At 75.3% G+C, this 11,475-nt stretch carries 8 protein-coding genes; 5 read left to right on the top strand and 3 right to left on the bottom strand.

All coding sequences use genetic code 11. The features are described 5' to 3' along the window. Positions 1 to 8: 8 nt before the first annotated feature. The 3 genes from ICW24_RS08980 to ICW24_RS08970 all read left to right on the top strand — a co-directional run bounded on the left by ICW24_RS08980 (position 9) and on the right by ICW24_RS08970 (position 4,982). Positions 9 to 245 carry a helix-turn-helix transcriptional regulator gene (locus tag ICW24_RS08980; protein WP_226345386.1) on the top strand — a complete coding sequence of 79 codons (237 nt, stop codon included), beginning with the start codon at positions 9 to 11 and terminating at the stop codon, positions 243 to 245. A gap of 127 nt (positions 246 to 372) precedes the next feature. Beyond that, positions 373 to 4,254 (top strand): phosphoribosylformylglycinamidine synthase, encoded by a 3,882-nt coding sequence (gene purL / locus ICW24_RS08975; protein ID WP_226345385.1) that lies wholly within the window; start codon positions 373 to 375, stop codon positions 4,252 to 4,254. 71 nt (positions 4,255 to 4,325) lie between these two features. Beyond that, positions 4,326 to 4,982 carry a maleylpyruvate isomerase family mycothiol-dependent enzyme gene (locus ICW24_RS08970; protein WP_226345384.1) on the top strand — a complete coding sequence of 219 codons (657 nt, stop codon included), beginning with the start codon at positions 4,326 to 4,328 and terminating at the stop codon, positions 4,980 to 4,982. Positions 4,983 to 5,017: 35 nt separating this feature from the next. On the opposite strand, the gene ICW24_RS08965 is transcribed toward ICW24_RS08970, so the two are convergent. From ICW24_RS08965 to ICW24_RS08955, 3 genes are all read right to left on the bottom strand, one after another. Further along, positions 5,018 to 5,533 (bottom strand): nucleoside deaminase, encoded by a 516-nt coding sequence (locus ICW24_RS08965; protein ID WP_226345383.1) that lies wholly within the window; start codon positions 5,531 to 5,533, stop codon positions 5,018 to 5,020. A gap of 245 nt (positions 5,534 to 5,778) precedes the next feature. Beyond that, positions 5,779 to 7,146: an amino-acid N-acetyltransferase gene (gene argA / locus ICW24_RS08960; RefSeq protein ID WP_226345382.1), complete on the bottom strand. Its 1,368-nt coding sequence runs from the start codon at positions 7,144 to 7,146 to the stop codon at positions 5,779 to 5,781. 343 nt (positions 7,147 to 7,489) lie between these two features. Next, a complete protein-coding gene (locus ICW24_RS08955; protein ID WP_226345381.1) occupies positions 7,490 to 8,356 on the bottom strand; it encodes a fructosamine kinase family protein in 867 nt (288 codons plus the stop codon). A gap of 528 nt (positions 8,357 to 8,884) precedes the next feature. Between ICW24_RS08955 and purD the strand changes: the two genes are divergently transcribed. Both purD and ICW24_RS08945 read left to right on the top strand, forming a co-directional pair. Further along, complete coding sequence (gene purD / locus ICW24_RS08950) at positions 8,885 to 10,189, top strand: phosphoribosylamine--glycine ligase (RefSeq protein ID WP_226345380.1); 1,305 nt, start codon at positions 8,885 to 8,887, stop codon at positions 10,187 to 10,189. A gap of 50 nt (positions 10,190 to 10,239) precedes the next feature. Beyond that, the gene (locus tag ICW24_RS08945; protein ID WP_226345379.1) at positions 10,240 to 11,157 is read left to right on the top strand and encodes a phosphoribosylaminoimidazolesuccinocarboxamide synthase; all 918 of its coding nucleotides are present in this window, start codon (positions 10,240 to 10,242) and stop codon (positions 11,155 to 11,157) included. Positions 11,158 to 11,475: the final 318 nt, after the last annotated feature.

Here is an 11,475-nt window from a genome sequence, read left to right as displayed (position 1 = left end):
CGCCGGTCATGCCCGAACAGATCCACAACCGGATCGCGATGCTGCGCGCCGAGCGCGGCATCAGCCGCCGCGACCTCGCCGACGCCCTCGGCGTGCACTACCAGACGATCGGCTACCTCGAACGGGGCGAGTACGCGCCCAGCCTCACGCTCGCGCTGCAGCTCGCCGCGCACTTCGAGGTGCCCGTCGAGGTCGTCTTCTCCCTCGAACCGTTCCCCCGCCTCGGGTCGGGCCGGGCCGGCTGACGGGGGCGAGGCGCCCGGTCATCGGGCGGCCGCCCCCGCCTCCGGCGCGGACGGCCCGACCGCTCCCGGAGCCGGGCAACTAGCCTGGGGTCGACCCCTTCGCCTCCAGCCCAGGAGACCCGTGCCGATGGCCCCGTCGCCCGCCCACGTGCTCACGACCTACCCGGGCGGCGCCGCCCTCTCCGACTTCCGGGCGGCCGCGCTGCTGCGCCGCCTGCGCACGATCGCGCCCCAGGTCACGGGGGTCGCCGCGCGGTACGTGCACTGGGTCGCGGCCGACGCCGAGCCCACGCCCGAGCAGCGCGCGGCGCTGACCGCCCTCCTCACGTACGGCGACCCCTACGGCGGCCCGGAGGAGGGCACGCGGATCGTCGTCGCCCCCCGGCTGGGCACGATCTCGCCGTGGGCGAGCAAGGCGACCGACATCGCCCACTCCTGCGGGCTGGCGGTGCAGAGGGTCGAGCGCGTCACCGAGCACGTCCTGACGGTCGAGGACGGCGCGCGCCTGTCGGACGTCGAGCGGGCCGCCTGCGCCGACCTCCTGCACGACCGCATGACCGAGACGCCCCTGCCGAGCCCCGAGGCGGCCGCGCTCCTGTTCGACCCCCGCGACCCGCAACCGATGGAGCGCGTCGATGTCCTGGCCCGGGGCCGGGAGGCCCTCGTGGAGGCCGACGCGGCGTTCGGTCTCGCGCTCTCGGACGACGAGATCGACTACCTCGACGCGGCCTTCCGCGGCCTGGGCCGCAACCCTTCCGACGTCGAGCTCATGATGTTCGCGCAGGCCAACAGCGAGCACTGCCGCCACAAGATCTTCAACGCCGACGTCGTCCTCGACGGGCAGCCGCAGCCGCGCTCGCTGTTCGGGATGATCCGCCACACCGAGGACGTCGCCGGCGACGGCACGGTCGTCGCGTACGCGGACAACGCGTCGATCATGGCCGGCGGCCGCGCGACCCGCTGGCTCCCGGAGGGCGACCCGGGCGGCCCGAGCCGGTACGCCGCCCGCGAGGACGACGTCCACGTGCTCATGAAGGTCGAGACGCACAACCACCCCACGGCGATCTCGCCGTTCCCCGGCGCCGCGACCGGCGCCGGCGGCGAGATCCGCGACGAGGGTGCCACCGGCCGCGGTTCGGCGCCCAAGGCGGGGCTCGTCGGGTTCGCCGTGAGCAACCTGCACCTGCCCGGCACCGACGAGCCGTGGGAGCGGGGCCCGGCGGCCGCGCCGGGCCACCTCGCCGGCCCCCTCGACATCATGCTCGAGGGCCCGATCGGGGCGGCGGCGTTCAACAACGAGTTCGGCCGGCCCGGGCTCGGCGGGTTCTTCCGCGTGTACGAGCAGGAGGTCGACGGCGTCCGCCGCGGCTTCCACAAGCCGATCATGAGCGCCGGCGGCCTCGGGTCGATCAGCGCGTCGCAGACGGCCAAGGTGCGCTTCGGCGCGGGCTCGCTGCTCGTGCAGCTCGGCGGGCCCGGCATGCGGATCGGGATGGGCGGCGGCGCGGCGAGCTCGATGGCCTCGGGCGCGAACGCCGCCGAGCTCGACTTCGACTCCGTCCAGCGCGGCAACCCCGAGATGGAGCGGCGCGCGCAGGAGGTCATCAACCACTGCTGGGCGCTCGGGGCGGACAACCCGATCCTCGCGATCCACGACGTCGGGGCGGGCGGGCTGAGCAACGCGTTCCCCGAGCTCGTCGACGACGCGGGCATGGGCGCCCGGTTCGACCTGTCGGCCGTGCCGCTCGAGGAGTCGGGCCTCGCGCCCAAGGAGATCTGGTGCAACGAGAGCCAGGAACGGTACGTCCTCGCCCTCGCGCCGGAGTCGTTGACCGCCTTCGCCGCGCTGTGCGAGCGCGAGCGCTGCCCGTTCGCCGTCGTGGGCGTGGCCCGCGACGACGGGCAGCTCGTCCTCGCCGGCGAGGGCGACGACGCGCCCGTCGACATGCCGATGGAGGTCCTGCTCGGCAAGCCGCCGCGGATGACGCGGGACGCGCGGCGGGTCGAGCGCCGCGTGCCCGCGTTCGACCCCGCCGGCCTCGACCTGCGCGCGACGGCGTACGCGGTGCTGCGGCACCCGAGCGTCGCCTCGAAGCGCTTCCTCGTGACGATCGCCGACCGGACCGTCGGCGGCCTCACCCACCGCGACCAGATGGTCGGACCCCACCAGGTGCCGGTGGCCGACGTCGCGGTGACGCTGAGCGACCACGTCGGGTTCGCCGGCCAGGCGATGAGCAGCGGGGAGCGGATGCCGCTCGCCGCGGTCGACGCACCCGCCTCGGGGCGCATGGCCGTCGGCGAGGCGCTGACGAACCTCCTGGCGGCGCCGGTGGACTCGCTGCGCGGGGTCAAGCTGTCGGCCAACTGGATGGCGGCCTGCGGCGAGCCCGGCGAGGACGCGGCGCTCTACGACACCGTCCACGCCGTCGCCATGGAGCTGTGCCCCGCGCTCGGGGTCTCGATCCCCGTCGGCAAGGACTCCCTGTCGATGCGCACCCGCTGGACCGACGACGACGGGCGCGGCCACCAGGTGACCTCGCCGGTCTCGCTCGTCGTCACGGCGTTCGCCTCGCTGCCCGACGTGCGCGGCACCCTCACCCCGCAGGTGGGGGCGGGCGACGAGCTCGTCCTCGTCGACCTCGGTGCCGGGGCCGACCGTCTCGGCGGCTCGATCCTCGCGCAGACCGCCGCACAGTTCGGGGGTGTCGTGCCCGACCTCGACGACCGCGCGCGGCTCGTCGCGCTCGTCGCCGCCCTCGCCGACCTGCGTCGCGAGGGGCTGCTCACCGCCTTCCACGACCGCTCCGACGGTGGCCTGTGGGCGGTGCTGTCCGAGATGGCGTTCGCCGGCGGCGTCGGGATCGAGGCCCGGGTGGGCTCGCGGGCCGCACTCTTCGCCGAGGAGCTCGGGGTCGTCCTCGGGGTGCCCGCCGGGCGCGCCGAGGACGCCGTCGCCGTCCTCGGCCGCCACGGCCTCGGCGACCTCGCGCGGCGGATCGGCGCCGCCGGCGAGCAGCGCCGCGTCCGCGTCGAGGTGGCCGACGAGGTCCTCGACGAGCCGCTGGCCGACCTCGCCCGGGAGTGGGACGAGCCGTCGTGGCGGATCGCGGAGCTGCGCGACCGCCCGGAGTGCGCGCGCGAGGAGCACGAGGGGTTCGGGGCCGACCGACCCGGTCTCGTCGTCGCCCCCACCTTCGACCCGCGCGACGACGTCGCCGCCCCCTACCTCAACCGGGGTGCGCGGCCCAGGGTCGCGATCCTGCGCGAGCAGGGCGTCAACAGCCACGTCGAGACGGCATTCGCGTTCGACCGCGCCGGCTTCGACGCCTACGACGTCCACATGACCGACCTGCAGGCGGGCCGGTTCGACCTCGCCGAGGTGGTGGGCCTCGTCGCGTGCGGCGGGTTCTCCTACGGCGACACGCTCGGCGCGGGGGAGGGGTGGGCCCGGTCGGTCCTCTTCGACCCCCGCCTCACCGACGCGTTCGGGGCGTTCTTCGACCGGCCCGACACGTTCGGCCTCGGGATCTGCAACGGCTGCCAGATGTTCGCGGCCCTCGCGCGGCTCATCCCCGGCGCCGACGCCTGGCCGCGGTTCACCCGCAACGCCTCCGAGCAGTACGAGGCGCGGCTCTCGCAGGTCGAGGTGCTCGACTCCCCGTCGCTCTTCTTCGCGGGGATGGCGGGCTCGCGCCTGCCCATCGCCGTCGCGCACGGCGAGGGCCGCGCCGACTTCTCCGCCCGCGGCGACGCGTCGGCCGTCCGGGCGGCGATGCGCTTCGTCGACCCCGGACCGGCCGGCGGTCCCGCCACGACCTACCCCGCCAACCCCAACGGCTCGCCCGGCGGCCTGACGGCCGTGACCACCCCCGACGGCCGCTTCACGGCGATGATGCCGCACCCCGAGCGGGTGCAGCGCAACGTGCAGATGTCGTGGACCGACGGGCCGATCGACGCCGAGAGCCCCTGGCTGCGGATGTTCCGCAACGCCCGCGTGCACGTGGGGTGACGTCGCGCGCGGCCCGCTCCGGGCCCGCCGAAGGGGCCGCGGCCGGCGGCCCCGTCGGTAGGGTCGGTCGCATGCGCTCCCGCCCCGATCTTGAGGACGCCCACCGCATCGCCGAGGAGAACCGGCTCCGCACCGCCGACCTCCTCGCCGGGCTCACGCCGGAGCAGTGGGAGACGCCCAGCCTGTGCGCCGGGTGGACGATGCGCGAGGTGGCGGCGCACCTGCTGGACCCGCTGGAGCGGGACTGGCGGTGGCCCAGCGTGATCCGCGAGGTGGTCCGCTACCGGGGCGACCTCGACCGGCTCATGGACGAGAGCACGCGGTCGGTGGCCGCGCGGCCGACCGAAGAGCTCGTCGCGGGGTTGCGGGGCCGCGCCGCGACGCGGCTGCGGGTGCCGATGACCGGCGTGCTCGGCCCGATGTCGGACACGTGCATCCATCTGCGGGACATCGCCCGCCCACTCGGGTCGTCGGTCGGCCCGTCCACTCGGGCGTGGGGCCCGACGATCGACTTCCTCGTCTCGTCGGGGGCGCGGGGCTACATCCCGCGGGAGCGGTCCCGCGGCCTCCGGCTCGTCGCGACCGACCTCGACCGGTTCTGGGGCGAGGGCGAGACCGTGACGGGGACCGGTGAGGCCCTCGCCCTGGCGATCTCCGGGCGCGCGGTGACGCTGCCCGAGCTCGACGGACCCGGCGCCGCGACGCTGCGCCGCCGACTGGCGGCCTGACGCCCCGAGGTCGGCCGGGACCCGGTGACCGGGTCCTAGGACTCCTGGTCCCCCGCGGCCCCCGGCGCCGCGGGCCCGGAGTGGCGGCGGGCGTGCAGGTCGCGGACCCAGGCGGCGAGCGTCGGTGCGGGGCCGTCGACCTCGAGGCCCGGCACGACCTCACGGACGGGCAGGGGCGCGACCGGCCCCGCGGGCACGCCCAGCTCGCGCAGCCAGCCCCCGAGCTGCTCCGACGACGAGGCGTAGACGATCCGGCCCAGGCCGACCCAGCCGTGGGCGGCCGCGCACATGGGGCAGTGCTCGCCCGAGGTGTAGACCGTCGCCGGCGCCCGCTGCTCGGAGGACAGCCGCTGCGCCGCCCACCGGGCGATGGCGAACTCCGGGTGCTGCGTGGCGTCGCCGCCGGCCACGTGGTTGTGGTCCTCGAAGAGGACGCGTCCGCCCTCGGAGACGAGCACCGAACCGAACGGTTCGTCGCCCGTGCCGACGGCCCGCTCGGCGAGATCCACGGCGCGGGTGAGGAACTGCAGGTCGGTCTCGCTCAGGGACATGCGCCGAGTATGCCCGTCCCGCCCGTCGCCTCTGCCCCCCTCCCCGCCCCCGCCCCGGAGGTGCCACGTTCCACGAGGTGCCGGGGATCGAAGAACCGTCCCGACGACATGGACCGGAGACCAGAAACGAGGGCAACGCGCTGACCTGCGGTGATGCCCGTCGCCGCCGGATCGGTGGCGCGTCGATGTCGTCGGAACGGTTCTTCGGTTGACGAGACCGCCGTTCCCGACCAGGAACGCCGGCCTCAGAGCCGGTCGACGAGGACGATCGAGTTGCGCGCGGGGTCGTAGGCGTCCTGGCGCCGGCGCGGGAGGTCGGTGCGTGCGCCGCGCACGAAGCCGTGCTCGATGAACCAGTGTGGGGCGAACGTCGTGAGGGCGAGCACCCGTCGGCGCCCCCGCGCGCGGGCGAGCTTGCGGGCGCGGCGCAGGAGCACGGCCCCGAGGTCCTGCCCGCGATAGTCGGGGTGGACGGCCACGCAGGCGAACTCGACCGCGTCGTCGTCGGGGTAGTCGATGAGGGAGTTGCACGCGATGACCGTCCCGTCGCGCACGACGACCGAGAAGCTGTCGATGTCGAGCTCGAGCTGTTCGCGGCTGCGGGGCAGCAGCGCACCGGAGCGCTCGAGCGGCGCGATGAGCGCCATGATGCCCGCGACGTCGTCGATCGTCGCGTCGCGGGTGGACTCGTAGTCGTCCTGCATGGAGATCATCAGCCCGCAGCCGTCGCGCGTGTACAGCTCGCGCAGCAGGGGACTCGCGCCTGCGGTCCCGATGAGGTGCACGCGACGCACCCCCGACCGGCACGCCGACAGGGCCGCCCGCACGCAGTTGCGGTCCTCGGGGGAGAGGTTGCGCTCCTCCATCTCGGAGGCGAGGATCCCCTCGGCCGCGCCGATCCCCAGCTGGCCGGCGTCGCCCGCGTCGAGCGCGAGCCGCCACGAGCCGGGCTCGGACTCGATGACGAAGATGAGCTTGTCGGCGCCGAGCCCCGCGGCGACGGCCTCGGCGACGTCGGCGTTGCGCAGGTTGAACGCCTCGCCGGTCGGTGAGTACCCGACCGGCGAGATGAGCACGATCCGGTCGGTGTCGAGCTCGCGGCGGATCTCGGCGATGTCGACGCCGCGCACGTCCCCGGTGAGCAGGTGGTCGACGCCGCCCCGTACGCCGACCGGCCGGGCGGTGACCCACGTCCCGCCGACGACCTTGAGGCGCGAGCCGGCCATGGACGTGTTCGCGAGGCTGCAGCTCAGCCGTGCCTCGATGTCCATGCGCAGGACGCCGACGGCGGCCTTGACGGCCTGCATCGCCGCCTCGTCGGTGACCCGCAGGTCGCCCTCGAACCGTGCGGTCAGGCCGCGGATCGCGAGCTCGGCGTCGATCTGCGGGCGCGCGCCGTGCACGAGGACGAGGCGCACCCCGAGCCCCGACAGCAGCGCGATGTCGGCGAGCAGGCGGTCGGTGTCCTCCCGCAGGCAGATCTCACCCGGGAACGCGATGACGAAGGTCTTGCCGTGGTGGGTGTGCACGTAGGGGGCGGCACTGCGGATCGCCGCCACGAAGTCCGCGCCGGTCACGGGAGCCGGGGCTGCCTCGAGGGGGTCGTCGCTCACCCGCCGCAGCCTAGCCCGGCCCCGCCCGCCTGGCATCGAGCGGCGAACGAAGGCGAGCGGGCGAGCCGCAGTGAGCGCGACAGAAGGTTCTGTGCGGCGAACGAAGGCGAGCGGGCGAGCCGCAGTGAGCGCGACAGAAGGTTCTGTGCGGCGAACGAAGGCGAGCGGGCGAGCCGCAGTGAGCGCGACGGGAGGTTCTGTGCGGCGAACGAAGGCGAGCGGGCGAGCCGCAGTGAGCGCGACGGGAGGTTCTGTGCGGCGAACGAAGGCGAGCTTGCGAGCCGCGGTGAGCGCGACAGACGGTGCTGTGCGGCGAGCGGAGGCGAGCTTGCCGGACCCCCGGTCAGGCGTATCGCGCGAGGACGCGGGTCGCGGCGGCACCGTAGTGGCCGCCGAAGAGGATGGCGTGCACGAGCAGGGGGACGAGCTGGTACCACGGCACCCGGTCCGACCAGCCGTCGGCGAGCGGGTAGGCCTCGCCGTAGGCCGACAGGCACGCGTCGCCGAACCCGCCGAAGAGCTGCATCATCGCGAGGTCCACCTCGCGGTGACCCCAGTGCGCGGCGGGGTCGATGAGCCAGTTGACGCCGTCGGCGTCGACGACGCGGTTGCCGGCCCACAGGTCGCCGTGCAGGAGCGCGGGCGGCTCGTCGGGGCCGCACAGCTCGGCCGCGCGGGGGCGGACGCGGTCGAACAGGTCGGCCGCGCCGGGGTCGATCGCGCCCTCGCGGACCGCCCGGTCGAGCAGCGGCCCGACGCGGCGGTCGACGTAGAACTCGACCCAGTCGGTGCTCGGCGTGAGGTCCACCTCGGCGGACCCGAGGTAGCCGAACGTCACACCGTCGAGCCCGCCGAACGTGTCGTGCGTGGTCCGGTGCAGACCCGCCAGTGCGCGGCCGAAATCGGCCTCGGTGGCCCGGTCGCGTCGCCCACCGAGGTCGATCCACTCCAGGACGAGCCCGTGGGGGCTCTCGCGGACCACCTCCGGCACCCGCACCGGCTCGGGCGTGTGCGCTGCGAGCGCCCGGAGACCCGCGGACTCCCGCTCGAACAGGCCGGGCGTGGGGGAGTCGTGGGTCTTGAGGAAGAGGCGCCCGTCGGCGGTGTCGAGCCGGTAGGCGGCGGAGATGTCGCCGCCCGAGAGCGGCGTCGCGTCGTGGACGTCGAGGCCGTCGACGAGGTCGGGCGGGAGGAGATGGGCATCGCTCACGTGTCCTTCTCTACCCGACCGCGCCGCGCCGGCCCGGGGCGGGGGTGGGGTGCGCGCGTCGCGGCCCGACCGGCGCGACGGCGCCCGCGGCGGGCCCGGGGCCCCGTGCCGGCGCCGCGAGCGGTCCGCCGCGACGGCGGATGTTCGCCGATCCCTGGACAGGGGTCAGAACGTTTGCGAGAGTTCAGGTCTCACCGAGGGTCACCGCCCCCTCCCGATGCGGGTGGCGCTCCGGTGGGGAGCCGGACGGTGCCCGTCCCCTGTGGGCGCCGCCCGGCGGACCACCTGCGACCCGCCTGCGGCGGCCGAATGCGGTGGCCGCAGACCTCGAGCGGCGCGCTCCGGACGCCGAGCCCGGCGTGAGGGCCGGTTCGAGGGGCCTGCCCGGCTCCTGATGCGTCGCTCGGCCGCGTCGCCCCGCTCGCCCGCCGCCCGAGCCGACCGACGTACCCCCCGCACGGCCCGGCAGCCGGCCCGCAGCCCGGCACGCCGGACGCCGCCCGAGCGCCGCTGACTAAGGTTGGGCGCGTGAAAATTCTCGTCGTCGGATCCGGTGCCCGTGAGCACGCCCTGGTCCACCGGCTCCACGCGGATCCGGACGTCACTGAGCTGCACGCCGTGCCGGGCAACCCGGGCATCGAGGCCCTCGCGCGTTGCCACGGCGACGTCGACGTGCTCGACGGCCCCTCGGTCGCCGCGCTGGCCCGCGACCTGGGGGTCGACCTCGTCGTCGTCGGCCCCGAGGCGCCCCTCGTGGCGGGGGTCGCCGACGCGGTGCGCGCCGCGGGCATCGACTGCTTCGGCCCCTCCGCCGCGGCCGCGCGCCTCGAGGGCAGCAAGTCGTTCGCGAAGGACGTCATGAGAGCCGCCGGCGTACCGACGGCCCGGTCGCGGACGTGCCGCGACGCCGACGAGGTCGCCGCCGCGCTCGACCTCTTCGGGGCGCCGCACGTCGTCAAGGCCGACGGGCTCGCCGCCGGCAAGGGCGTCGTCGTCACCTCCGACCGGCAGACCGCCCTCGACCACGCCGCCGCGTGCCTCGGCGAGACCCCCTCGACGCGCGCGTCCGACGGCGGGGAGGACCACGGCCCGCGCGTCGTCGTCGAGGAGTACCTCGACGGCCCGGAGGTGTCGCTGTTCTGCGTCAGCGACGGCGAGCACGTCGTCGCGCTCGAGCCCGCCCAGGACTTCAAGCGACTCGGCGACGGCGACGAGGGGCCGAACACCGGTGGCATGGGGGCCTACTCGCCGCTGCCGTGGGCGCCGCCCGGGCTCGTCGACGAGGTGATGCGCACCGTGGCCCGCCCGACGATCGCCGAGATGGCCCGCCGCGGAACCCCCTTCGCGGGCGTGCTCTACGTCGGGCTCGCCCTCACCTCGCGGGGCATCCGCGTCGTCGAGTTCAACGCCCGCTTCGGCGACCCCGAGACGCAGGTCGTCCTCGCCCGGCTGCGCAGCTCCCTCGCGGGTCTGCTCCGGGCCGCCGCCCGCGGCGAGCTCCTGCCCTTCCCCGAGCCGAACTGGAGCGACGACGCCGCGGTGACCGTCGTCGTCGCCGCCGAGGGCTACCCCTCCGGCCCGACGACGGGCGACCGGATCGTGGGGGCCGACGATCTGGGCGACGCCTACGCCCTGCACGCCGGCACCCGCCGCGACGGCGACGCGATCGTCTCCGCGGGCGGCCGGGTGCTCACCGTCGTCGCGACGGGCCCCGACCTCGCCGCCGCCCGCGAGCGCGCCTACGCGGGCGTCGACCGCGTCGGCCTGCGCGGTTCCCGGCACCGCACCGACATCGCGCTCGCCGCCGCGCAGGGGCGCGTCGGCACGCCGTGAGCCCGCGCCACCCCACCGCAGCCTGAGCCACGCCCGAGGAACGGACCGCCATGAGCACGCACGACACCACCGCACCGCAGCTCCCCGGCTACGCCCACGTCTACTCGGGCAAGGTCCGCGACCTCTACGCGCCGCTCGGCCCGGACGGGGAGCCGAGCAGCGACGAGCTGCTCCTCGTCGCCTCCGACCGGATCAGCGCCTACGACCATGTCCTGAGCAGCGTCATCCCCGACAAGGGTGTGCTCCTCACGCAGATGTCGCTGTGGTGGTTCGACCGCTTCGCCGACCTCCTGCCCCACCACGTCGTCTCGACCGACGTCCCCGAGGCCGTCGCCGGCCGCGCGGTCCTCGTCCGGCGCCTGCGCATGGTGCCGGTCGAGTGCATCGGCCGCGCCTACCTCACGGGCAGCGGGCTCGCCGAGTACCGCGAGAGCGGCTCGGTCTGCGGCGTCCCGCTGCCGGCGGGCCTGGGTGAGGCGTCCCGGCTGCCGGAGGCGATCTTCACGCCGACGACGAAGGCGCCGCTCGGGGAGCACGACCAGCCCATGACGTTCGCGCAGGTCGAGGCCGAGGTAGGGGAGTCGCTGGCCGCTCGACTGCGCGCGCTGACGACGGCCGTGCTCGCCCGCGGCAACGAGATCGCCGCCGACCGCGGCATCCTCATCGCCGACACGAAGGTGGAGTTCGGCATCGAGGACGCCCCCGCGGGGGAGGAGCCGCGCCTCGTGCTCGCCGACGAGGTCCTCACCCCCGACTCCTCCCGGTTCTGGCGGGCCGACGACTACGAACCCGGCCGCCCGCAGACCTCCTACGACAAGCAGTACGTGCGTGACTGGCTCACCTCGCCCGAGAGCGGCTGGGACCGGAACTCCGGCGCCGCCCCGCCGCCCCTGCCGCAGGAGGTCATCGCCGCCACGCGCGCGACGTACGTCGCCGCCTACGAGGCACTCACCGGCCGCACGTTCTGACCGGCCCGACCGCCGGCCGCGTAGGGCGGGTCCGGAGCGGCGGGCCTCGGAGCGTCGCGGCGGCGTCGTCGTGTGGCCGACCCTGGCGTACTCGCGGCGCCGGTGGCCGCCCTCGTGCCGCCGAGCCGCTGGTGGCCACCCTCGTGCCGCGGCGCGGATGCCCGGGACGCTTGTATGCAACGTTCCTGGTCGGACGTCCGACTTCATGGTTATGCTCGAGACCGGCCGATCGCCCGTGGGGGGCGTCCTGGGGAGGACGAAGATCGGCCGCCGGCCCGGATCATAGGGTCGGCAGGGGGGATCTTCACTTGGGGGAAT

Origin of the sequence: Agilicoccus flavus, from assembly GCF_014857905.1 — a bacterium.
GTDB lineage: Bacteria > Actinomycetota > Actinomycetes > Actinomycetales > Dermatophilaceae > Agilicoccus > Agilicoccus flavus.
Note: the sequence above shows the minus strand (reverse complement) of the source record. Positions and strands in the feature narration are given on the sequence as shown.

Bases quoted from the DNA above. Each gene is read 5' to 3' on its own strand.
- ICW24_RS08980 (WP_226345386.1), top strand. From the start codon at position 9: ATGCCCGAACAGATCCACAACCGGATCGCGATGCTGCGCGCCGAGCGC.
- purL (WP_226345385.1), top strand. From the start codon at position 373: ATGGCCCCGTCGCCCGCCCACGTGCTCACGACCTACCCGGGCGGCGCC.
- ICW24_RS08970 (WP_226345384.1), top strand. From the start codon at position 4,326: ATGCGCTCCCGCCCCGATCTTGAGGACGCCCACCGCATCGCCGAGGAG.
- ICW24_RS08965 (WP_226345383.1), bottom strand. From the start codon at position 5,533: ATGTCCCTGAGCGAGACCGACCTGCAGTTCCTCACCCGCGCCGTGGAT.
- ICW24_RS08945 (WP_226345379.1), top strand. From the start codon at position 10,240: ATGAGCACGCACGACACCACCGCACCGCAGCTCCCCGGCTACGCCCAC.